Origin of the sequence: Hwanghaeella sp., from assembly GCF_965227365.1 — a bacterium.
Taxonomy (GTDB): Bacteria; Pseudomonadota; Alphaproteobacteria; order UBA8366; family Aestuariispiraceae; genus Hwanghaeella.
Genome location: NZ_OZ245754.1, coordinates 5,000,393 through 5,021,919 on the forward strand (window position 1 = coordinate 5,000,393; position 21,527 = coordinate 5,021,919).

At 60.0% G+C, this 21,527-nt stretch carries 23 protein-coding genes; 21 read left to right on the forward strand and 2 right to left on the reverse strand.

All coding sequences use genetic code 11. The features are described 5' to 3' along the window. Positions 1-184: 184 nt before the first annotated feature. Positions 185-1,141: an acetyl-CoA carboxylase carboxyltransferase subunit alpha gene (locus tag ACQK2G_RS22970; RefSeq protein ID WP_425407370.1), complete on the forward strand. Its 957-nt coding sequence runs from the start codon at positions 185-187 to the stop codon at positions 1,139-1,141. A 105-nt stretch (positions 1,142-1,246) separates the two neighbouring features. Then, positions 1,247-1,864, forward strand: coding sequence for an SCO family protein (locus ACQK2G_RS22975; protein ID WP_425407371.1), 618 nt, complete (start codon positions 1,247-1,249; stop codon positions 1,862-1,864). A gap of 18 nt (positions 1,865-1,882) precedes the next feature. Here ACQK2G_RS22975 and ACQK2G_RS22980 read toward each other — a convergent pair whose 3' ends face one another. Continuing rightward, positions 1,883-2,071: a hypothetical protein gene (locus ACQK2G_RS22980; protein ID WP_425407372.1), complete on the reverse strand. Its 189-nt coding sequence runs from the start codon at positions 2,069-2,071 to the stop codon at positions 1,883-1,885. Positions 2,072-2,324: 253 nt separating this feature from the next. Here ACQK2G_RS22980 and ACQK2G_RS22985 point away from each other — a divergent pair, with 253 nt between their 5' ends. The 8 genes from ACQK2G_RS22985 to ACQK2G_RS23020 all read left to right on the forward strand — a co-directional run bounded on the left by ACQK2G_RS22985 (position 2,325) and on the right by ACQK2G_RS23020 (position 12,007). Continuing rightward, entirely contained in the window at positions 2,325-3,002 is a 678-nt protein-coding gene (locus ACQK2G_RS22985; protein WP_425407373.1) for a Crp/Fnr family transcriptional regulator, read from the forward strand. A 352-nt stretch (positions 3,003-3,354) separates the two neighbouring features. After that, positions 3,355-5,340, forward strand: a complete 1,986-nt coding sequence (locus tag ACQK2G_RS22990) for an AMP-binding protein (RefSeq protein WP_425407374.1) — start codon at positions 3,355-3,357, stop codon at positions 5,338-5,340. Between the two features lie 7 nt (positions 5,341-5,347). Then, positions 5,348-6,148, forward strand: a complete 801-nt coding sequence (locus tag ACQK2G_RS22995; RefSeq protein ID WP_425407375.1) for an ABC transporter ATP-binding protein — start codon at positions 5,348-5,350, stop codon at positions 6,146-6,148. 53 nt (positions 6,149-6,201) lie between these two features. Then, positions 6,202-7,137, forward strand: coding sequence for a branched-chain amino acid ABC transporter permease (locus ACQK2G_RS23000; RefSeq protein WP_425407376.1), 936 nt, complete (start codon positions 6,202-6,204; stop codon positions 7,135-7,137). Between the two features lie 83 nt (positions 7,138-7,220). After that, entirely contained in the window at positions 7,221-8,297 is a 1,077-nt protein-coding gene (locus ACQK2G_RS23005) for a branched-chain amino acid ABC transporter permease (protein ID WP_425407377.1), read from the forward strand. Positions 8,298-8,502: 205 nt separating this feature from the next. Further along, positions 8,503-9,816 carry an ABC transporter substrate-binding protein gene (locus tag ACQK2G_RS23010; RefSeq protein ID WP_425407378.1) on the forward strand — a complete coding sequence of 438 codons (1,314 nt, stop codon included), beginning with the start codon at positions 8,503-8,505 and terminating at the stop codon, positions 9,814-9,816. A gap of 48 nt (positions 9,817-9,864) precedes the next feature. Continuing rightward, complete coding sequence (locus ACQK2G_RS23015; protein ID WP_425407379.1) at positions 9,865-10,707, forward strand: ABC transporter ATP-binding protein; 843 nt, start codon at positions 9,865-9,867, stop codon at positions 10,705-10,707. A gap of 61 nt (positions 10,708-10,768) precedes the next feature. Beyond that, positions 10,769-12,007 carry a phenylacetate--CoA ligase family protein gene (locus tag ACQK2G_RS23020; protein ID WP_425407380.1) on the forward strand — a complete coding sequence of 413 codons (1,239 nt, stop codon included), beginning with the start codon at positions 10,769-10,771 and terminating at the stop codon, positions 12,005-12,007. An 11-nt stretch (positions 12,008-12,018) separates the two neighbouring features. On the opposite strand, the gene ACQK2G_RS23025 is transcribed toward ACQK2G_RS23020, so the two are convergent. Further along, positions 12,019-13,056, reverse strand: coding sequence for a serine hydrolase domain-containing protein (locus ACQK2G_RS23025; RefSeq protein WP_425407381.1), 1,038 nt, complete (start codon positions 13,054-13,056; stop codon positions 12,019-12,021). Positions 13,057-13,231: 175 nt separating this feature from the next. Between ACQK2G_RS23025 and ACQK2G_RS23030 the strand changes: the two genes are divergently transcribed. From ACQK2G_RS23030 to ACQK2G_RS23080, 11 genes are all read left to right on the forward strand, one after another. Further along, the gene (locus ACQK2G_RS23030) at positions 13,232-14,206 is read left to right on the forward strand and encodes a GlxA family transcriptional regulator (protein WP_425407382.1); all 975 of its coding nucleotides are present in this window, start codon (positions 13,232-13,234) and stop codon (positions 14,204-14,206) included. Next, positions 14,203-14,802, forward strand: a complete 600-nt coding sequence (locus ACQK2G_RS23035) for a DJ-1/PfpI family protein (protein WP_425407383.1) — start codon at positions 14,203-14,205, stop codon at positions 14,800-14,802. The genes ACQK2G_RS23030 and ACQK2G_RS23035 overlap by 4 nt, the downstream gene beginning before the upstream one ends. Positions 14,803-14,805: 3 nt before the next feature. Further along, positions 14,806-15,117 (forward strand): cupin domain-containing protein, encoded by a 312-nt coding sequence (locus ACQK2G_RS23040; protein ID WP_425407384.1) that lies wholly within the window; start codon positions 14,806-14,808, stop codon positions 15,115-15,117. Positions 15,118-15,478: 361 nt separating this feature from the next. Beyond that, entirely contained in the window at positions 15,479-16,120 is a 642-nt protein-coding gene (gene ccmA, locus ACQK2G_RS23045) for a heme ABC exporter ATP-binding protein CcmA (RefSeq protein ID WP_425407385.1), read from the forward strand. Positions 16,121-16,133: 13 nt separating this feature from the next. Further along, positions 16,134-16,802, forward strand: a complete 669-nt coding sequence (gene ccmB, locus ACQK2G_RS23050; RefSeq protein ID WP_425407386.1) for a heme exporter protein CcmB — start codon at positions 16,134-16,136, stop codon at positions 16,800-16,802. Between the two features lie 96 nt (positions 16,803-16,898). Further along, positions 16,899-17,651, forward strand: a complete 753-nt coding sequence (locus ACQK2G_RS23055; protein WP_425407387.1) for a heme ABC transporter permease — start codon at positions 16,899-16,901, stop codon at positions 17,649-17,651. Next, the gene (gene ccmD / locus ACQK2G_RS23060; protein ID WP_425407388.1) at positions 17,651-17,878 is read left to right on the forward strand and encodes a heme exporter protein CcmD; all 228 of its coding nucleotides are present in this window, start codon (positions 17,651-17,653) and stop codon (positions 17,876-17,878) included. The genes ACQK2G_RS23055 and ccmD overlap by 1 nt, the downstream gene beginning before the upstream one ends. After that, entirely contained in the window at positions 17,878-18,345 is a 468-nt protein-coding gene (gene ccmE, locus ACQK2G_RS23065) for a cytochrome c maturation protein CcmE (RefSeq protein ID WP_425407389.1), read from the forward strand. The genes ccmD and ccmE overlap by 1 nt, the downstream gene beginning before the upstream one ends. Continuing rightward, complete coding sequence (locus tag ACQK2G_RS23070; protein ID WP_425407390.1) at positions 18,342-20,360, forward strand: heme lyase CcmF/NrfE family subunit; 2,019 nt, start codon at positions 18,342-18,344, stop codon at positions 20,358-20,360. The genes ccmE and ACQK2G_RS23070 overlap by 4 nt, the downstream gene beginning before the upstream one ends. A gap of 96 nt (positions 20,361-20,456) precedes the next feature. After that, entirely contained in the window at positions 20,457-20,987 is a 531-nt protein-coding gene (locus ACQK2G_RS23075; protein WP_425407391.1) for a DsbE family thiol:disulfide interchange protein, read from the forward strand. After that, on the forward strand, positions 20,984-21,526 hold the full coding sequence (locus ACQK2G_RS23080) for a cytochrome c-type biogenesis protein (protein WP_425407392.1): 543 nt from the start codon (positions 20,984-20,986) through the stop codon (positions 21,524-21,526). The genes ACQK2G_RS23075 and ACQK2G_RS23080 overlap by 4 nt, the downstream gene beginning before the upstream one ends. The last annotated feature ends 1 nt before the right edge of the window (position 21,527 follow it).

Consider the following 21,527-nt stretch of genomic DNA (forward strand, 5'->3'; position numbering starts at 1 on the left):
ACTGGGCAGAACGTTTAACGCCGTCGGACCCTTGCTGCATCGCATTAGCGCCCTTGCATTCGGGGAAGGCGGTCGTTACCTAAATCTGGAGAGTTTTCCTGGCTGGCGGAGACGCTAGGCCGATAGTCGGGGGCCTCTTTTCGGCCCTTGAACGCAGCTACATAGTGAGGACGGCGTCTGCCCCATGCGCAATTTCCTGGATTTCGAACAGCCGATCGCGGAGCTGGAAGGCAAAATCGAAGAGTTGCGCCACCTCGCCGATACGGGTGAAGTGAACATTGCCGATGAGGTTGGCAAGCTTCAGGGCAAGGTCGACAAGCTTATCAACACGACCTATGCGAAACTGACCCCATGGCAGAAGGTGCAGGTCGCGCGCCATCCGGACCGCCCCCATTTCAAGAGCTATGTGGAACGCCTGTTCACTGATTATCAGCCATTGGCGGGTGACCGTTCCTTTGCAGACGACCACGCAATCTTGTGCGGGATAGGCCGGTTCCGGGGCCGATCCTGCGTCGTGATGGGGCATGAGAAGGGCGGCGATACGCAATCGCGCATCAAACACAATTTTGGGATGGCGCGTCCGGAAGGGTACCGCAAGGCCCAGCGATTGATGGAATTGGCCGAACGCTTCCATCTGCCTGTCGTAACCCTGGTCGACACGCCGGGTGCCTATCCTGGTGTCGGCGCGGAAGAGCGCGGGCAATCGGAAGCCATTGCGCGGTCGATTGAGCACTGCCTCAATATACGGGTTCCCCTGATTGCCACCATCATTGGCGAGGGCGGCTCCGGCGGGGCCATTGCCCTGGCCGCTGGCGACGCTGTCTTCATGCTTGAGAATTCCGTTTACTCGGTAATTTCGCCCGAAGGCTGCGCCTCTATCCTTTGGCGTAGTGCCGAAGAAGCGCAGACCGCGGCGGAGGCCCTGCGCCTCACCGCGCAGGACCTGGAGAAACTGAAGGTCATCGACAAGGTGATCAAGGAGCCGGTGGGCGGCGCCCATCGCGAGCCCGACGAGGCGATTGACAAGGTTGGCGACGCGGTGGAAGCGGCGCTGAACGAGTTTTGCGCCATGGAACCGGGCGCACTTCGCGCCCGCCGCCGGGAAAAATTCCTGGCCATGGGCCGACACGGGCTTTCTTAACCCTTCTTCCGTACCTTTGCGCGGCCGTTTTCAGCGTGACACGAAAACCGGCCATCGCCTTTCTGTGATTGGCCGGCAAACCGGCCAGACGCTAGCGTGACAGGCATGAAACGATTCCTCGGCACCGGATTGATCTGGTTCATTTTCGTCGTTCCCGCATTGGGGACGGCTGGGTGGATATTGTGGCGGGAGGCGACCGAACCGAAAACGGTCTCGGGTCCCGGTCTGATACAGACCGATGCCGCCATCGGCGGGCCGATCACCCTGGTCGGCGCCGACGGCCAGGAGGTGACGGAGCAGGATTTCGCCGGCGGGCCCGCCGTGATCTATTTCGGCTATACGTTTTGCCCGGATGTCTGTCCCACCAGTCTGCAGGTGGTCGCGGAGGCGCTCGATCTGCTTGAAGGCGACGGACAGGCGGTGACGCCGATTTTCATCACGGTCGACCCGAAACGCGACGGCATCGAGGTCGTCGGCGACTATGCCGCAGCCTTTCACGCCCAGATGGTCGGCTTGACGGGAAGCGCGGAACAGATTGCCGCGGCCACAAAGGCCTTCCGTGTGGTCTATCTGGCCCGGGACAAGGGGAGAGGCGACGAAGATTATCTCGTCGACCATTCTTCCTACTACTATCTGATGGACGCGGAGTGGAAACTTGCCGCTGTGATGGCGCATGAGATAACGCCGGCGCAGATGGCCGCGGCGATCAGACAGTTGCTATGACGTAACGAATTGGCGGGTTCAGAACCGGCACATTTCCGCCATGTAGTTCATGGCGCTGTACATCGTGTCATAACCGGCTGTAAGCAGCCCGTCCAACCCGGGTACGGTGAATAGCAGAACGACAACCAACACCACCGCCACCGTGCCGGCCAGCGAGATCAGGGTCAGCTTGTCCATCTGACCGAAGTGATTTGCGCGATCATGCATGCCGACAGTATAGGGCCTGACGGCACCTGGTGGAAGCGGAAGCAACGCCGCGTTGCAATTGATGTTTCAGTGCGTTCCTGCTTGCCGCTGAGTTTCCCAGCGCGCATCATGACAACGCGGGTGTTCGACTGGCGCGCGGCTGGCGCAGAAGCTTGTTCTAATTTGAAAATTTCGAAATCGAGGACGCTTTGATTGTATTGATTCGGTTTCGCCCGGACATCACTGAAAGCCGGTATACGCAGGGGTGGTGCGCATGATTGACGCCGACCGTCTGCACACTATTGCTGCTTGGTCCCGCGATCTGGAACCGGAGGCGCTGGAACGGGTGCGATCCAGCGTGGTAGAGCGGCGATACCCGGCCGGTGCGGTGGTTTGCGAGATGGGGCACCGTTTCGATCACTGGATGGGCGTGGCCGACGGGTTGTTGAAAATGAGGACGATCTCCCGCGAAGGGAAGGAAGTTTCGCTCAGCGGCGTCCATTCGGGCGGTTGGTTCGGTGAGGGGACGGTGCTGAAGAACGAAATGCGCCGCTACGATATTGTCGCGATTCGCGCCTCCAATCTGGCAATGATAGACCGGTCCACCTTCATGTGGCTGTTCGAAAACAGTGGCGCCTTTGCGCGTTTCCTCGTGGTTCAGATGAATGAGAGGCTGGGCCACTTCATAGGACTTCTGGAAAACGACCGTATGTTGGATGCCACCGGCCGTGTGGCGCGCGCCGTCGCCTTCATGATCAATCCGGTTCTCTATCCGGATTCGGGTCGGCACCTGGACCTGACGCAGGAGGAGCTCGGCCTGCTTGCAGGGGTTTCCCGTCCGACGGCGAACCAGGCGATCCGTACCTTGCAGGAGCAGGGATTGATCCGTTCGGAATATGGCGGGATCACGATCATCGACCTGGATCGCTTGAAAACATACGGTGCCGAATAAGAGGGCGTGGCCCAGGACGCTAAGTTTTCCGCCGATTGTTTCCGTCTTTTCGGTATACTCCCACAATAATTGCGCGAATTGTCGTCTGGTTGACAGATTCTTCCGGCGACCTTGCGTAATCACTAGCCTCCTTGAGGCTGCCGCGATGTAAATTCGGACCAGGGATCAGGGGCGATCTCAACGCCCCGACGGGGTCGAGTTTCAGGTTTTGGTAACCGGGTACGCGCGTCAATTATGAACTTGACGGGTGTGGTGCGTGGGACGACTGTTGCTTCGTCATCACGAAAGTGGATGTTTTTTGAACAGACGGACCCAATCAAAAAAGAGGTCTGCGTTCAGGGAGGAAAATGGAATGTCGGCTGCGTCGGGCGCATCTGCGCTTCCCGATATAAAGACCTACGATACGTTCCCGAAGCTGCTTCGGTACAATGCGGAGCATCGCGCCAAAAAACCGGCCGCGCGTGAAAAGGATCTGGGGATATGGCAATCCTGGACCTGGTCCGAAGTAAAGGACGAGGTCTTTGGCATGGCCGCCGGCTTGCTCGACATGGGCGTGCAGCGAGGCGACCGAATTGCCATCATCGGCGACAACCGCCCTCGACTCTATTGGATGATCGCGATTGCTCAATCCGTCGGCGCCGTCCCGGTGCCGATCTATCAGGATTCCGTCGCCGATGAGATGAAGTTCCCGCTGGAACACGCTGAGGTCCGTTTCGCGCTCGCGGAAGATCAGGAGCAGGTCGACAAGCTCATCTACCTGAAGGAGCATCTTTCGACCTTGGAATTCGTCATCTATGACGACCAGCGCGGTGTTCGGGACTATCAGCAGGATTTCCTTTTCGACTACGAAGATGTCCGCAAGCGGGGCCAGGAATATTTGGCCAAGAATCCAGGCGCGGTGGATGTGGAAGTGGATAAGGGTAAAGGCGATGATGTCTGCATCATTCCCTACACCTCCGGTACCACGGGCAACCCCAAAGGCGTTCTGCTGACCTATGACAACATGCTGAAGGCCGCTTACGCAGGAGTGGTCTTCGAGGGATTGCGGGAAGACGATCAGGTGCTTGCCTATCTGCCGCTGGCCTGGATCGGCGATACCGCCTTCTCCTTCGCGCAGTCCTACATCGCCGGTTTCTGTGTTGCCTGCCCGGAAAACTCCGACACTGTTTTGACCGATTTGCGGGAACTGGGACCCAGCTATTTCTTCGCGCCGCCGAGGATCTTCGAGAACATCCTGACCCAGGTTTCGATCCGGATCGAGGATGCCGGCAAACTGAAGCGTGACATGTTCCACTTTTTCATGAAGGTGGCGCGCAAGGTCGGGGTGAATATTCTTGAGGGTAGGTCTGTATCGGCGAAGGACCGGCTGCTTTATGCGTTGGGCGAAATGCTGGTTTATGGACCGCTGAAGAATGTCCTCGGCCTAAGCCGTGTGCGCATCGGCTATACCGCCGGTGAAGCGATCGGCCCGGATATCTTCGACTTCTATCGATCCATCGGAATCAACCTGAAGCAGCTTTACGGATCCACGGAAACGTCGGTCTTCGTCACCATCCAGCCGGATGGTCAGATCAAGCCGGATACGGTCGGCGTGCCGCTGGAAGGCGTTGAGTTGAAAGTGGACGATACCGGCGAAATCCTGATCAAGAGCCCGGGCATCTTCAAGGAATACTTCAAGAATCCGGATGCAACGGAAGAGGCAAAGTCGGGTGGCTGGTTCCATACCGGTGATGCAGGCTTCCTCGACGACGATGGTCACCTCAAGATCATCGATCGAGCCAAGGATGTCGGCAAACTGAATGACGGGTCGCTGTTTGCGCCGAAATACATCGAAAACAAGCTTAAGTTCTTCCCGGAAATCCGTGAGGCGGTGGCCATCGGAAACGGGCGGGACTATGTCGCGGCCCTCATCAACATCGATCCGGAAGCGGTGGGAAACTGGGCCGAGCGAAACAATGTGGCCTATGCGTCCTATCAGGAGCTTGCGGCCCTGCCGCAGGTCTATGAAATGGTCCGCGAGCACGTCGCCAAGGTAAATCGCGACCTCGCCTCCGAGGAACGCGTTGCCGGCTCGCAGATCAAACGCTTCCTGGTTCTCCATAAACTGCTCGACGCTGATGATGGCGAGTTGACCCGCACCAGCAAGGTCCGCCGAAGTTTCATCGCGGATAAATACGGGCCGTTGATCGAAGGTCTCTATTCCGACGCCTCCACGGCATCGATTGAGACGGAGATTACTTTCGAAGATGGTCGCAAGGGGACGCTGAAAGCGGACCTCAAGATCGTGGACGCAGAGACCGTGTCTCCGTCCGCCAGCTTCAGCCAAGCCGCGGAGTAGTGTTCAAGTGATTGCCACGGATCATCAGGGCCGCATCGGCGGTGAAATCCTGCGCGTTGAGAATATCACCCTCGGCTTTGGCGGGGTGAAGGCGCTGAACGATATCAGTTTCGACATCCGCAAGGGCGAAATCCGATCCATCATCGGGCCGAACGGCGCGGGAAAATCGTCGATGCTGAACGTCATCAACGGTTTCTACCAGCCACAGGAAGGGACCATTCATTTCAAGGGCACCGCCTATCGGCCGATGCGGCCGTATATTGCGGCGTCGAATGGGATCGCGCGGACGTTTCAGAACATCGCGCTGTTTCGCGGCATGTCGACGCTGGACAATATAATGACCGGCCGGGTCTTGAAGATGAAGGCCAGCCTTGTGGAGCAGGCCCTCTATATGTTCCGCGGCAAGAGCGAGGAAATCGAGCATCGCGAACATGTCGAGAAGGTTATCGACTTCCTTGAAATTCAGGCTATTCGCCGTACCCCGGTGGGCCGTCTGCCCTACGGTCTGCAAAAACGGGTCGAACTGGGCCGGGCGTTGGCGGCCGAACCGGACCTGCTGCTGTTGGACGAACCGATGGCGGGCATGAATCTTGAGGAAAAAGAGGACATGTCGCGATTCATCGTCGATGTGAATGAACAGTTCGGCACCACGATCGCGTTGATCGAACACGACATGAGCGTCGTTATGGATCTCAGCGACCGCGTCGTCGTGCTGGATTACGGCCGAAAACTGGCGGACGGAACGCCTGACGAGGTGCGCGGGGATCAGGCGGTCATCGACGCATATCTGGGGGTGACCCATGAATAATCGCGTCCTTTTCCGCCGTTTTGCGCCAGTGATTGCTTAGAGGGGCTGTACCGATGGAATTCCTGCAAAGCATCTTCGTGACACCCTTCGTCGAAATCGTCGACAGTCCGTATTTCTTCTTCGAGGTGTTCTTCGGCGGATTGATGGCGGGTGTCATGTACTCGCTCGTTGCGCTCGGTTTCGTGCTGATCTTCAAGGCGTCGGGCGTCTTCAACTTCGCCCAAGGCGTGATGGTTCTTTTCGCCGCACTCAACTTCGTCGGCCTCATCGAACTCGGCGTGCCGATCTGGCTCGCCTTCATTCTGACCATGTTGATCATGACCGCGCTTGCCTTCGTGGTGGAGCGGATGGTGCTGAGGCATCTGGTCAATCAGGAGCCGATCATTCTGTTCATGGCGACGATCGGGATGGCCTTTTTCCTGGAAGGGTTCGGCGAAACCCTGTGGGGATCGGAAATCAAACCGTTGGAAGTCGGAATTCCGAATGATGTCTGGTTCATCGGCGATGCCATGATCCAGCAGGCCGATGTCTTTGCCGCGGTAATCGCCGGCGTGTTGGTGACAGGGCTTGCGCTCTTCTTCCATTACACGCGCATCGGCCGGGCGCTTCGCGCGGTGGCGGATGATCACCAGGCCGCGCTCTCAATCGGCATTCCGCTGAATCACATCTGGATTATTGTCTGGGCCGTTGCCGGGATCGTGGCGCTGGTCGCGGGGATCATGTGGGGCGCGAAACTGGGTGTTCAGTTCTCGCTGTCTGTCATTGCCTTGAAGGCTTTGCCGGTGCTGATCCTGGGCGGGTTCACCTCCATTCCCGGTGCCATCATCGGCGGCCTGATCATCGGGGCCGGAGAGAAGGTTGCCGAGGTCTATTGGGGCTCGGTCTTCGGCGGCGCTATCGAGGAATGGTTCGCTTACATCGTCGCTTTGGTGTTCCTGTTCTTCCGACCGCAAGGTCTGTTCGGGGACAAGATCATCGAGCGCGTGTAATCCATGCGCGTCGACGATCGCACAGGTTTGACAGGTTTCTTGCCCATGAACGGGGCGGTTATTGAGGTAGGAGGGCGTTTCGCATGATCTATCGCGAGGCGGGCGTATTCAAAACCAGTTACGAAGCGGATATGGCGCTATTGCCGATTCCGATGGACAAGTATTTCGTCATCGGTGTCACGGTGTTCGCGCTGTTTGTCGTCCCTCTGATCGGGAACGAATACTGGCTCGGGTCGATCCTCGTGCCGGTTCTCATCCTCTCGATTGCCGCCATCGGCCTGAATATCCTGACAGGATATGCCGGGCAGGTCTCGCTCGGGACCGGTGCCTTCATGGCCGCCGGCGCCTATATGGGATACAAATTCGTCACTGCCTTTCCCGACATCAATATCGTCGCGGGCATACTGGCCGGCGGGGTGTCCTCCGCCCTGATCGGAATTGTATTCGGTGCGCCGAGCTTGCGCATCAAGGGCTTCTATCTTGCGGTCACGACCCTGGCGGCACAGTTCTTTCTGATCTGGCTGTTTCAGAAGCAGCCCTGGTTCGTGAACTACTCGATCTCCGGTGTGCCGACGGCGCCGCCGCGCGAAATCTTCGGCTTCCTTGTCACGGGCGCCGAGGCATCCGCGACCGCGCGTTATGTCTTTGTTGCTGTCTTCACCATCGTGCTTGCCTTGGTCGCGCGAAATCTCGTTCGGGGGCGGGTCGGACGAACCTGGATGGCAATCCGGGACATGGACATTGCCGCGGAACTGATCGGCATCAAGCCGTTGCAGACCAAGCTCAGCGCGTTCGCGATCAGCTCCTTCTATTGCGGCGTGGCCGGTGCGCTCTGGGCGTTCTGCTACATCAATACGGTCGAACCGTCGGCTTTCGACATCAACCGTTCGTTCCAAATTCTGTTCATGGTTATCGTCGGCGGTTTGGGCAGCATCCTGGGTAGTTTCCTTGGCGCGGCCTTCATCTTCACCCTGCCGATTTTCCTGAACAACTTCTTCGGTGTGATCGGACTCGACGTTTCGACGGCGACGATCCGGCATATCGAATTCATGGTGTTCGGCGGCCTGATCGTGTTCTTCCTGATCGTGGAGCCGCATGGGCTTGCGCGCCTCTGGGCGCTCGCAAAGGAGAAATTGCGGATGTGGCCGTTCCCGTATTGATCCGTTTTCACGCGGTCAAGGAACGGTTTACACTCGGTAACAAGGACTGATGTCAACGCGACGGGCGCCCGCGGTGACGTTTAGGAATGGCCTTGAAGTAAGCAAGAACCCTCGGGCCCTAACAACGAGGGGACGCAACGGAAATCAAGGTGAACGGACCATAAAGGTCCGGGCCTTGTTGGATTGAACAGAAGGAGGAAAGTCCATGGAATTCCGTAAAGTGGCTTTGGCCGCGGTGGCTTCCGCCGTCGGTCTGGCGGGGATCGCGGCGACCGCATATGCCGATCAGCCGATCCCGGCGCTGGTGTACCGCACCGGTGCCTATGCGCCGAGCGGCATCCCGCTGGCGAACGGCTATCTCGACTATTTCGCGATGATCAACGAGCGCGACGGCGGCGTTAACGGCGTCAAGCTGGCGGTTGAGGAATGCGATACCGGTTACGCGACCGACCGCGGCGTGGAATGCTATGACCGCACGAAGGGTACCGGCGGCGGCGCGACCGTTTACAGTCCGTGGTCGACCGGTATCACCTATGCGCTGATCGAAAAGGCCACCGCCGACAAGATTCCGATCCTGTCGATGGGCTATGGCCGGACCAGCGCCGCGAACGGCAAGGTCTTCCCGTATGTCTTCAACTTCCCGGCGACGTATTGGAGCCAGGCGACTTCCGTCGTTCAATACATCGCCAATGAAATGGGCGGTACGGATGCGCTGAAAGGCAAGCGTTTTGCCTATATCTATCTGGATCACCCCTATGGTAAGGAGCCGATCCCGACGCTCGACGTTCTGGCCGAAAAGTTCGGTTTCACCTATGACAAGTATCCGGTTCCGCCGGCATCGATGACCGAACAGAAGTCGATCTGGCTGCAGATCCGCAAAACCAAGCCCGACTATGCCATCATGTGGGGTTGGGGCGCGATGAACGGCACGGCCGTTCGTGAAGCGGCCAATATCCGCTTCCCGATGGATAAGTTCATCGGTAACTGGTGGTCCGGTGGTAACGACGCCGTCGTTCCGGCGGGCAAGGGATCGGTCGGCTACAAGTCGGCGACCTTCCATGGTGTCGGTACCGGTTTCGATGCCTATAAGGATGTTGAAGCTCTGTATGCTGCGGGTAAGGGCGCTTCCGCCGATCAGGAAGAGCACAACAACCCGCTTTGGGCGCGCGGTTTCGCCAACGCGGCGTATGTCGTCGAAGCCATCCGCACGGCGCAGGCCAAGTTCGGCAACCGCCAGATTACCGGTGAAGAAATGCGCTGGGGTCTGGAAAACCTGAACCTGACGGCCGATCGGGTCGCCGAAATGGGTATGACCGGCTACATCCCCCCGCTGAAGATCACCTGCGAAAACCACGAAGGTGATAATCCGGCCATCCTGGTTCAGCAGTGGAAGGGCGACAAGTGGGAGATCATCTCCGACTGGGTCCCGGCCATGACCGATGTCGTCGGTCCGCTGATCGAGCAGGAATCCGCGCAGTACGCGTCGGAAAACAAAATCACGCCGCGGTCGTGCAGCTAAGCGACCGACGGTTAAGTAACCGGTTGATTTGACTGGAGGTACAGTCCCGTGAACGCACAAGCCCAGGATGCGGACCAGGTGACGGACAAGAACGCTTCGGCGCTCTTGCAGGTCAACAATATCGAAGTGATCTACGACCATGTCATTCTGGTCTTGAAGGGTGTGTCGTTTGAGGTTCCCGAGGGGGGCATCGTTGCCCTTCTCGGGGCCAACGGGGCCGGCAAGTCCACGACCCTCAAGTCGATCTCCAACCTGCTGCGTGCCGAACGCGGCGAGATTACCAAAGGCACGATTCATCTGGCCGGATCGCGCACCAACGATTTGACCGCAAACGAGATGGTCAAACGCGGTTGCGTGCAGGTGATGGAAGGCCGCCATTGTTTTGAACATTTGACCGTCGAGGAAAACCTCCTGACCGGCGCCTACACACGGGGCGGCGCGTCCGATGTGAAGACCGACCTCGAAATGGTCTATGACTACTTCCCGCGGTTGAAAGAGCGACGCTCTTCCCAGGCCGGCTACACGTCGGGCGGCGAACAGCAGATGTGCGCGATCGGCCGTGCGCTTATGGCGCGTCCGAAACTGATTCTGTTGGACGAACCGTCGATGGGGCTTGCGCCGCAGTTGGTCGAGCAGATCTTTGAAATCGTGAAACAGTTGAACGAAAAGGAAGGCGTGACCTTCCTACTCGCCGAACAGAACACCAACGTCGCACTGCGCTATGCCGATTACGGCTATATCCTTGAAAACGGACGCGTCGTTCTGGATGGCGCGGCGACCGACCTCGCGAACAACGAGGACGTGAAGGAATTCTATCTCGGCCTGTCCACGCAGGGCCGAAAGAATTTCCGCGAAGTGAAGCATTACAAGCGACGCAAACGCTGGCTCTAGGCCGTTCCACTTGACCAAGACGGGCGGCGGGTTGCCGCCCGAACATTTCCAGGGGCGAAGTATGACCGAATACTACGACGCGTTGGAAACCCGTTCCGCGGATCAACGCGCGGCGGACCATGCCACGGCGCTGCCGGCGCAGATCGCACATGCCAAGACGAACGCCTCCTATTACGGTCAGGCACTGGCCGATATCGATCCCGCGGGGATCGATAGTGCTGCGGCCCTGACCGCGTTGCCCGTGACCCGCAAGTCGGACCTGATGGACCGACAGGCGGCGGAACCGCCATTCGGCGGATTGAATGCGACACCGGCGCGCGACCTGCTACGCGTCTTCCTCTCACCCGGGCCGATCGCTGACCCGGAAGGGCGGGGACGCGACTGGTGGGGCATGGGACGGGGCATGTTCGCGGCCGGTTTCCGAAAGGGAGATATTGCGCATAACTGTTTCAGCTATCATCACACGCCGGCGGGCATGATGATGGAAGTGGGCGCGCAAGCCGTCGGATGCACGGTTTATCCGGGCGGGGTCGGCGCGACGGAACAACAGGTCCAGGCGATGGCTTATTTTAACGCCGACGGCTATATCGGCACGCCGGACTTTCTGGGCAAGATCCTGGAGCGCGCCGATGACATGAATGTCGCGCTGCCTTCCCTGAAGAAAGCTTTTGTCGGCGGCGGTGCACTTTTCCCCAGTTTGCGGGATGCCTATCAGGCACGCGGCATCGCGACGCTGCAATCCTACGGCACCGCGGATCTGGGCATGGTCGCTTATGAGACCCCGGCCCTGGAGGGTATGGTCGTGGACGAGCGTGTGATCGTCGAGATCGTCCGGCCCGGTACCGGCGACCCGGTTGCCGAAGGCGAAGTCGGTGAAGTCGTTGTCACGACATTCAATGCCGATTATCCGTTGATCCGTTTTGCGACCGGCGACATGTCGGCTGTATTGCCCGGCATCAGTCCGTGTGGACGTACGAACATGCGTATCAAGGGGTGGATGGGGCGCGCCGATCAACGCACCAAGGTCAAAGGCATGTTCGTCGATCCTGCGCAGGTCGATCGGGTTCTGAAGACCCATCCGGAAATCGGCAAGATCCGTGTCGAGGTGACTCTGGTCGACAACAGCGATGTCATGGTCGTCAAGGTTGAGGCCGAAGGCGTCGGCGACGGTTTCGCGGACGCGGTCGGCGACACGGTCCAGCGCGAGTTGAAACTGCGGGGCAAGATCGAGTTGGTCGCCCCCGGCAGCCTGCCCAATGACGGAAAAGTCATAGACGACCAGCGGAAATACGACACCTGAACTCCGCAGGTCTACAAAGCCAAGGCCTTCTCGATCAACGGATCGACCGCAGGGGCGTCGATCCAGCGCGCCACGAGGACGATCCGTTCACGCGGGGCGATCCAAATTATGTTGCCGCCTGCCCCGATCGCCGCAAAGCTGTCTTCCGGCCCGGTCTTCCATTCCGCTCTACCGGTGTTGAGCCACCAGAGCATGCCGTAAGCGTCATTGACCGGCGTCGGGCGGCGAATGCTTTCGGTCCAGCCCTCGGGTAGCAGGCGGCGTCCGTCATGAACGCCGCCGTCCAAAATCAACTGACCGAATTTGGCGTGGTCGCGGCTGCTGATCCGCATGCCGCCGCCCCAATGGGATCCACCGGGAACCGACTGCATCCTGACGCCGTCGATGTCGACATAGGAATTCTCGTAGCCGTGCCAGGTCCAATCGCCCGTCGCCCCGATCGGATCCATGATGCGTTCTCTCAGGATTTCCGGCAGGGGGCGCCTGAACAATTGCATCAGGCAGAGTGACAACAGGTTCACGCGAACGTCGTTGTACTCCCAGAATCTGCCCGGCATCTGCAGGTCCCGGTGCTGACCCTTGCGGCTGTTATCCGCGCCCGGGCCGAGTTGTCGATTCCGGTCGATCAGGTCCGGTTTGCCCCACAGCTCACCTTCCCACTCGCTGGTCATGGTCAGAAGATGGCGCCAGGTGATGGCGCCGTTATGAGCACCGTCGAATGCCGGGCCGGGCAGCGTCTTGTTCACGGCATCGTCCAGCGATGCGATCAGGCCGTCCGCCACGGCAACTCCTGCCAGGATCGACAGGTAGGATTTGGCGACCGAGAATGTCAGGTCGCAGCGATCGGGATCGCCCCATTCGACGATCGTTTTCCCGTCCTTCAGCACAAGGCCATTCGGACCTCCGCGCGGAAACAGCGGGCCCAGCACTTCATTCCAGGGCGGTGGCTCTATTTCCGTCAGGCCGGGAAGGGGCGCGCGATCCAGATCGCGCGGCCAATCGACTTCAGATTCCAGGGCGAGCGTAGCAATATCGTGCGGCGAAGGCATGGCATGTCCATCCGGCATTTTGGGAATTTCCGACATACCATTGCGCCGGACAGGCGAGTGCAACGCCTTTCCGCCGTTTTGGCAGAAAAAGACGGATGATTGACATTTCCGCCATCCGTGAATGCGGGTACCTTCTACGTCGGGGTGGTATTCAACAGTTCAGACCGACGGCATCATGACGGAAAAACTCATCGCAGCCCTTCTCTACCCTGACTTCCAGATATTGGACGCAACCGGACCGTTGGAGGCGTTCGCGATGACGAACCGGCTTCTGGGCGGTGACCCATTCTACAAGGTCATGACCACCGCACGGCAGGCGGGGCCGGTAGAAGCGTCTTCCGGAATCACATTGTTGGCGCAGACCGGTTGGGACGATCTTGGCAACGACCTGGACACCATTGTCTTTGTCGGCGGCAGAGGTATCGACATCGCGATGAAGGAGGCGGACACGCTTTCGGCGACGCGAAGGCTTTCGGCGCTTGCGCGTCGGACCGCATCCGTCTGCACGGGATCGTTCCTACTCGCAGAGGCGGGTTTGTTGAACGGGCGCCGGGCGACGACACATTGGGATTGCTGTTCGACGCTCGCACAGCACTATCCGCAAATCTCGGTCGAGCCTGACGATATCTTCGTGCGCCACGGAAAGTTCATTACCGCCGCCGGGGTTACCGCCGGCATCGACCTGGCCCTGGCATTGATTGAGGAAGATCTCGGCCGCGACGTGGCTCTTGCGACGGCTCGCGAATTGGTCGTCTATCTGAAGCGACCCGGCGGACAAAGCCAGTTCAGCACCGAACTCTCCGCACAGACCAAAGCCTCACCCCGGTTCGAGCGCCTGCAGCGTTGGATTTTCGATAATTTGGAAAAACCGCTGACCGTGGAAGATCTCTCGGCGGAGGCGGCCATGGCACCGCGCAGTCTCGCCCGATCCTTCACCCAGGAACTGGGGGTGACACCGGCGAAGTTTGTCGAACGCGCCCGTATCGATGCGGCGCGGCGGGATCTCGAAGATGGTGTACTCCCGATCGAACGTATCGCCACCAAGCGCGGCTTTGGGGGGGCGGACCGCATGCGTCGGTCCTTTCAGCGTTCCCTTGGCGTGTCGCCTCAGGAGTACCGTGAACGATTCAAAAGGGTGGTCAACGAGTGACGGCAATTGCGATTTTGCTTTTCGACGGGGTTGAGGAATTGGACGCCGTCGGGCCATGGGAAGTGTTCTCCTGGGCTGCGCGGGAAGGCGAACCGCCGGTTCCGCTGTCCGTCTTTACCGTGTCGAGGGACGGCGCGCCGGTCACCTGCGGCAAGGGGATGGTGATCACCCCGGATCATTCCTTCGCGACGGCGCCGGAAATCGACGTGCTTCTGGTGCCGGGAGGGCAGGGAACACGGCCGATGCTCAAGGACGAGGAGATGCTGGATTGGGTGCGGAACACGGCCGCCGGTTGCACCTGGGTCACGTCGGTCTGCACCGGTGCCATGGTTCTGGCGCAGGCGGGGCTCGCCAAAGGGAAAAGGATCACCACTTATCATTCCGTCGTCGAGCCGATGCGTGAATGGTCGGACGCGGAGGTCCTTTCCGATGTCCGGTTTGTTCGCGACGGCAATCTGGTGACATCGGCCGGCGTTTCCGCGGGGATCGACATGTCGCTTTGGCTGGTGGGCGAATTGGCGGGCGTAGATTATGCGCGCGCGGTTCAACAGGGTATCGAATACTTCCCGGCGCCGCCCTATCTGTATGAGGTCTGAGGCGTGAATTTCATCCACCCCCGATTGTTTGAGCCCGGGCAGGCGTGGCAAGGCCTGGATGTTGCGAAATTTGACGGTGTGACCGTCCGGGTGCATTGGACGGACCAGCCATACCGGTGGCATGTCAATGACGGACAGGAAGTCTTCGTTGTCCTGCAGGGCGCGGTGCGAATGTATCACCGCGCCGGCGAGGCGGAGACAGTCCGGGAAATGGGGCCGGGAGACATTTGCACTTTCGCGGAAGGCGATGAACACAGGGCGGTGCCGGATGGGCCTGCACATGTGCTGGTCATTGAGCGTGAGGGCAGTATTTAGCCCTCAGGCAGTATGCCTGCCATCCTTACGGATAGGATTCCCGCCTTTGGAATGGCTACCCAAGATTATGTGATCAACTGCCTTGAAATTGCCTTAATTCAACCTCTGGGAAAGTTACTGGGACACCCCATATAGTTAAGCGCTGAGACCTCCCCTCTCAACGGGATCCATCCCCCAATCAGGATCCCGTAACGGCCCTGACCAGGCCGTTGCAGCAAAAAGGCGGCCGTCGGTACCTCCCCCACCGGCGGCCGCCGCCCCTTTTATGGGGGCACGCTTCACATCTGCCAAATCCGCTAAAATCAACTCGATATCGGGCCCTCCCCTGTTGCGAAACCGGGCGGTTTGGGTCTAATGCGGCATGGCCACCTTTTCCGGTACCGATATCTCCTGCATTCGCGGCGGCAGGCTCGTTTTCGACGGGCTCGGTTTTTCCGTTTCCAGCGGCGGCGCCCTGCTGCTGACCGGCCCGAACGGCAGTGGAAAATCGACGCTGCTGCGTTTGATGGCGGGGTTGATCCCGCCGACTGTCGGCGATTTGGCCTGGGACGGCGTCTCCGTCGACCGGGAACCCGAAGACCATCGCGCAAGGCTGCATTATCTCGCCCATGCCGAGGCGGTGAAGCCGCCGCTGACCGTTGCCGAGGATCTTGCCTTCTGGCAGGCGCTGAACGGCAGTGACAAGCCTGTCGCTACGGCGATCGACGCGATGGGGCTGGAAACGCAAAGCGCTTTGCCCGGCCGCTACCTGTCGGCGGGACAAAGACGTCGCTTGGCGCTGGCGCGATTGCTGGTGTCCGAAGCCGATCTCTGGCTTCTCGACGAACCGTCCGTCGGTCTGGACACGGCGTCATTGGCCAAGCTGCGCGCGGCGGTCGCGGATCATCGCGCGGCAGGCGGCATGGTTGTCGCGGCAACCCATGTGGATCTCGGCCTTGATGGGGCGGATGCGCTCTCAATCGACCAGTTCGCCGTGGATCCGGCGCAGTGGTCTGGTTTGTAAAGGGCGCGCGCAGATGAACCGGGGATTTCTCGCCATGTTGGGCCGCGATCTGCGGCTTGCTTACCGCCAGGGCTCGGACGTCGTGCTGGCGCTTGCCTTCTTCATTATCGCCGCCAGCCTGTTTCCGCTCGGCGTCGGGCCGGATCCGAACGTTTTGGCGGGGCTGGCCGCGGGTGTCATCTGGGTTCTGGCGCTGCTTTCCGTGATGCTGTCGCTGGACCGCCTTTTCCAGGCCGATTACGACGACGGCGCCTTGGAATTGATGGCCCTGTCACCCATTCCCATGACCATGCTGGTTCTGGCGAAAGCCCTTGCGCATTGGCTGACGACCGGGGTTCCGCTGCTGGTCCTGGCGCCGCTGATCGCGGTGATGCTGAACATGCCCGCGGAAGGATTTCTGCCGCTGATCATTGGACTCGCGGTCGGTACCCCGACCTTGAGTCTGATCGGGTCCATCGGCGCCGCCCTGGTGCTCGGAGCGCGTCGGGCGAACCTGCTGACGGCCTTGTTGGTTCTGCCGTTATACATCCCGGTACTCATTTTTGGCGTGACCGCGGTGGACGCGGCCCTTGCGGGATTGCCGATCCGTCCACATCTCCTATTGATGGCTGCGATACTGGCCGCGGCGCTTCCCTTGGCACCTTGGGCGGCGGCTGCGGCGATTCGCACGTCCTTTCAGTAGTTTGTGACGGTCTGTACGGTTGAAAAGAACGGTCAAAAAAAGCAAGTTCTGATCCACATCAGTGTCATGACGACGAAACCGGGCTAGAAGCGTTCAATGCATCGATTTGCGAATCCGACGCGTTTTATGAAAATCGCCAATGCGGTCTTGCCGTTCGCGATCGGTGGGTTTGTGGTACTGACCGCAATCGGCCTGTATTACGGTCTGTTCAATTCCCCGGCTGACTACCAGCAGGGCGATACGGTCCGGATCATGTATATCCATGTGCCGGCCGCCTATCTGGGCGTGATGATCTATGGCGTGATCGCGGGCAGCAGCCTCAGTCTGTTGATCTGGAAGCATCCCTTGGCCGAGCTAATCGCGCGGGCCAGCGCCCCGGTGGGGCTCGCCTTCACCTTCCTGTGTCTCGCGACCGGTTCGCTCTGGGGCAAGCCGATGTGGGGCACTTGGTGGGTCTGGGACGCGCGTCTCACGTCGATGCTGATCCTGCTGTTTCTTTATGCCGGTTATATTGCGCTCTCGAATGCCTTCGATGAGCCTGGCCGCGGGAACAAGCCGGCCGCCATTTTGGCGTTGGTCGGCGTCGTGAACCTGCCAATCATCAAGTTCTCGGTCGATTGGTGGAACACGCTGCACCAGCCGGCGAGCATCATCCGCTTGGACGGACCGACCATCGCGACGGAAATGCTGATACCGCTTTTCTATATGCTGGGTGGATTCACCTGTTTCTATCTCATGCTGTTGGTGATCCGCCTGCGGTCCGAAATTGCGGCGAGCAAGCTTCGGGTCGCCATGATGGCCGGTGCCGGGGCTGAGATGGGACGAGCCGAAGCGGAAAAGGCGGGCTGATGAGCGAGTTTCTTGCAATGGGCGGACACGCCGCCTTCATCTGGCCGTGTTACGGCCTGACCGCCATTGTCATGATTTTCCTCGTAGTCCAGTCGATTCGCAGTATGCGCGCGAATGAGAAACTGGTCGAAACCTTGCGTGCGGGCCGCGCCCGCCGGCGGGAACGAAGGGCGGATCCCCCCGCAGCCTCAACCGCTGAGAAAACCGAACTGGAGGCCGAGGCCTGATGCGTAAAGCGGCAACACGGAAACAAAGACGGATGATGATCGTCGGGGTCGGATTTGCGTCTTTCGCCCTTGTGGTTGGATTGACGCTGTTCGCGCTCGAAGACGGTATCAATGTTTTCTACGGCCCCACAGAAGTGGTCGAGAAGGCGATCGAGCCCGGCACCAAATTCCGCCTCGGCGGGCTGGTCGAGGAAGGCAGTGTCGCGAAGAGCGGCGCCACGACGACCTTCCGCGTCACCGATATGAAGAGTTCCGTGCAAGTCGCCTATACCGGCATTCTGCCTGACCTGTTTCGTGAAGGGCAGGGCGTGGTGACACAAGGCAAACTGGACGATGCCGGCCTGTTTGTGGCCGATGAGGTTCTCGCCAAGCACGATGAAAATTATCTGCCGCCCGAAGCCGTCGAGGCGATGAAACGGGCCGGTACTTGGAAACACACGGAAGAGGGTGCAGAGGCAACGCAATGATCGACGGATTCAGCATTGCCGAGATCGGCCATTTCACCCTGGTTCTGGCCCTCTGTGTCGCGGCCGTTCAAGCCATAGTTCCCATGGTCGGTGCGGCGCGTGACGACGCGGCCCTGATGTCCGTCGCACCGGCTACCGCGATTGCGCAGTTCCTGGTCCTGGTGGTTTCCTTCGCGGCCCTGGTCCATGCCTTCGTGACCAGCGATTTCTCCGTCCTCAATGTCTTCCAGAATTCGCATTCCCTGAAGCCGATGCTCTACAAGGTGTCCGGCGCCTGGGGAAACCATGAAGGCTCGCTGCTTCTCTGGGTCACCGTGCTTGCGCTGTTCGGCGCGCTGGTGGCCTTCTTCGGACGGAACCTGCCGCCGGGCCTGAAGGCGAGGACGCTGTCCGTCCAGGCCATGATTTCGGTTGGCTTCCTGCTGTTCATGCTGTTCACGTCCAACCCCTTCCTGCGCGCCTTTCCGCCGCCGATCGAGGGACAGGATCTGAACCCGCTGCTGCAGGATCCCGGCCTCGCCTTCCATCCGCCGATGCTCTATCTCGGCTATGTCGGGCTGTCGATTTCCTTCTCCTTCGCGGTCGCCGCGCTGATCGAAGGGAAGGTCGATGCCGCCTGGGCCCGTTATGTCCGCCCCTGGACGCTGCTTGCCTGGATCTGTCTGACGGCTGGGATCATGCTGGGTTCCTGGTGGGCCTATTACGAGTTGGGCTGGGGTGGCTTCTGGTTCTGGGACCCGGTCGAAAACGCCTCCTTCATGCCCTGGTTGGCGGCGACCGCGCTGCTGCATTCGGCCATCGTCGTCGAAAAACGCGACACGCTGAAAAGCTGGACCATCCTGCTTGCCATCATCGGCTTTTCGATGAGCCTTATCGGCACCTTCCTGGTCCGTTCCGGTGTTTTGACCTCGGTCCACGCCTTTGCAACCGATCCGGAGCGCGGTGTCTTCATCCTGCTGCTGCTGGTGATCGCCATCGGCGGGTCGCTTGCACTTTATGCCTGGCGCGCGCCGACCATGCAGGCCGGCGGTTTGTTCCGGCCGGTCAGCCGCGAAGGGGCGCTGGTCCTCAACAATCTGCTGCTAACAGTGTCCTCGGCCGTCGTGCTGATCGGGACCCTGTTTCCTCTCTTTCTGGAGGTGACGGGCGGCGACAAGATTTCCGTCGGTCCGCCCTTCTTCAACCTCACTTTCGTTCCGCTGATGATCCCCTTGTTCATCGCGCTGGGTGTCGGACCGTACCTATCCTGGAAACGCGCGGATCTCTGGGCCGTGATGGGCCGGTTGAAAATCGCCCTGGCGGTCACCTTGGTTGCCGCGGCGATCTCGCTGGTCTTGCTGTATGGCGATTCCGGATATGCCGTTATTGGCCTGACCCTGTCTGCCTGGCTGATACTTTCGGCCATCAGTGAATTGCTGCAGCGCGCTGGCCTGGGCCGGACGGAACTGGCCAAAGTTCCAGGACGGTTGTTTGGCTTGCCGCGCAGTGCCTGGGGCATGACCCTGGCCCATGCCGGGGTCGGCATCCTGGTCGCGGGCGCGACCGGGGCGTCGTTGCTGACGACGGAAGTCATCACGGTCATGAGGCCGAAGGAAACGATCCAGGTCGGCCCGAATTACATCGAATTCCTTGGGGCGGAGGAAGTCCGCGGCCCGAACTATATGGCGCTGCGCGGTAATTTCTCGGTCCGCGAGGAAGAGGGCGGAAAACCGGTCGCTCTGCTGTCGCCGGAAAACCGCCGATACGTTGCCCGCGGTCAGGAGACGACAGAAGCGGCGATCATGTCGGGCTTTTTCCGGGACATTTACGTCGCACTGGGCGATCCCGATGGAGAGGGCGGCATCACTGTGCGCGCCTATCGCAAACCATTCGCCCCCTGGCTGTGGTGGGGAACGATCGTGATGGTGCTCGGCGGGCTCGTGTCCTTGAGCGACCGGCGTCTGCGCATCGGCGCGCCGAAGGCCAGCCGGTCATCGTCGGCCGGACCGGGCGCGCAACCGGCGCCCGCCGAATGATCCTAGGCAGGGTTGGTTTGGGATTGGAGATGCATCGTCCCGGCGCAAAGGCACGCAGCCTTCAAGACAGAGTAAACTGATGGAACGGACCCGCGTATGAGCCGATTGTTCTTTCTGCTGCCGCTGCTGCTGTTCGTGGCCATGGCCGGCTATTTCTTTGTGCGCCTGGGCGACGATGCCAGCATCGTGCCTTCCGCCTTGATCGACAAGCCGGTGCCGCAAATCGACGCACCGCCTCTGCTGCAGGGTAAACCCGGTATCACGACCGCCGATTTTTCGGGCGAAGTGAAGGTGCTGAACGTTTGGGCGTCGTGGTGTGTACCGTGTCGTGCCGAGCATCCGCTGGTCACGCGGCTGGCGCAGACGGAAGGGGTTCCGGTCTACGGTTTGAACTGGAAGGACCAAAAACAGGCCGCGGTCGCCTGGCTGAACGAATTGGGCGATCCGTATGGCCAGATCGGTTTCGATGAGGCCGGCCGCAACGGGATCGAACTTGGTGTCTATGGCGTGCCGGAAACCTACATCATCGATAAGGATGGCCGTATCCGCTACAAGCGCGTCGGGCCTTTGACGCCGTCGATCATGAAAGATGAAGTCCTGCCGCTGATCCAGGAGTTGAAGAAATGATGCGGTTCCCAACTTCGGCACTATCCGCGCTGATCCTCTCCGCCGCGATTCTGTTCGGGGGCGCGCAGTCTTCCCTGGCGGTGGAGCCGGACGAGGTGCTGGATGACCCGGTCCTTGAGAGCCGCGCACGCGACCTGTCGCAGGAATTGCGATGCCTTGTGTGTCAGAACCAGTCGATCGACGATTCCAACGCGGAACTGGCCAAAGATCTGCGCGTGATCGTTCGTGAGCGCCTGGTGGCCGGGGATTCCAATGACGAGGTCCTGGACTTCGTGGTGGCCCGTTACGGCGATTATGTGCTGCTTCGGCCACCGGTAAAGCCGGAGACTTATCTGCTTTGGTTCGGACCGGCGGCAATCCTGCTGATCGCAGGGATCGCTGTGGCCGTTTGGCTGCGACGGCAATCAGCCAGTGCGACAGCAGGCGTGTCCGCGCCCGGCGCGACAGCCGGCCCCGGCTTGAGCGAGGCGGAGGAGCAACGTCTGGCGGCGTTGCTGCAGGAAGAAAAGGCCGCGGAAGACGAACACCGGAAAGGGTGAC

Bases quoted from the DNA above. Each gene is read 5' to 3' on its own strand.
- ACQK2G_RS23005 (WP_425407377.1), top strand. From the start codon at position 7,221: ATGATCTATCGCGAGGCGGGCGTATTCAAAACCAGTTACGAAGCGGAT.
- ACQK2G_RS23000 (WP_425407376.1), top strand. From the start codon at position 6,202: ATGGAATTCCTGCAAAGCATCTTCGTGACACCCTTCGTCGAAATCGTC.
- ccmA (WP_425407385.1), top strand. From the start codon at position 15,479: ATGGCCACCTTTTCCGGTACCGATATCTCCTGCATTCGCGGCGGCAGG.
- ACQK2G_RS23010 (WP_425407378.1), top strand. From the start codon at position 8,503: ATGGAATTCCGTAAAGTGGCTTTGGCCGCGGTGGCTTCCGCCGTCGGT.
- ACQK2G_RS22980 (WP_425407372.1), bottom strand. From the start codon at position 2,071: ATGCATGATCGCGCAAATCACTTCGGTCAGATGGACAAGCTGACCCTG.
- ACQK2G_RS23070 (WP_425407390.1), top strand. From the start codon at position 18,342: ATGATCGACGGATTCAGCATTGCCGAGATCGGCCATTTCACCCTGGTT.
- ACQK2G_RS23030 (WP_425407382.1), top strand. From the start codon at position 13,232: ATGACGGAAAAACTCATCGCAGCCCTTCTCTACCCTGACTTCCAGATA.
- ACQK2G_RS23020 (WP_425407380.1), top strand. From the start codon at position 10,769: ATGACCGAATACTACGACGCGTTGGAAACCCGTTCCGCGGATCAACGC.
- ACQK2G_RS22990 (WP_425407374.1), top strand. From the start codon at position 3,355: ATGTCGGCTGCGTCGGGCGCATCTGCGCTTCCCGATATAAAGACCTAC.
- ccmE (WP_425407389.1), top strand. From the start codon at position 17,878: ATGCGTAAAGCGGCAACACGGAAACAAAGACGGATGATGATCGTCGGG.
- ACQK2G_RS22985 (WP_425407373.1), top strand. From the start codon at position 2,325: ATGATTGACGCCGACCGTCTGCACACTATTGCTGCTTGGTCCCGCGAT.
- ccmD (WP_425407388.1), top strand. From the start codon at position 17,651: ATGAGCGAGTTTCTTGCAATGGGCGGACACGCCGCCTTCATCTGGCCG.
- ACQK2G_RS22975 (WP_425407371.1), top strand. From the start codon at position 1,247: ATGAAACGATTCCTCGGCACCGGATTGATCTGGTTCATTTTCGTCGTT.
- ACQK2G_RS23080 (WP_425407392.1), top strand. From the start codon at position 20,984: ATGATGCGGTTCCCAACTTCGGCACTATCCGCGCTGATCCTCTCCGCC.
- ACQK2G_RS23055 (WP_425407387.1), top strand. From the start codon at position 16,899: ATGCATCGATTTGCGAATCCGACGCGTTTTATGAAAATCGCCAATGCG.
- ACQK2G_RS23025 (WP_425407381.1), bottom strand. From the start codon at position 13,056: ATGCCTTCGCCGCACGATATTGCTACGCTCGCCCTGGAATCTGAAGTC.
- ACQK2G_RS22970 (WP_425407370.1), top strand. From the start codon at position 185: ATGCGCAATTTCCTGGATTTCGAACAGCCGATCGCGGAGCTGGAAGGC.
- ccmB (WP_425407386.1), top strand. From the start codon at position 16,134: ATGAACCGGGGATTTCTCGCCATGTTGGGCCGCGATCTGCGGCTTGCT.
- ACQK2G_RS23075 (WP_425407391.1), top strand. From the start codon at position 20,457: ATGAGCCGATTGTTCTTTCTGCTGCCGCTGCTGCTGTTCGTGGCCATG.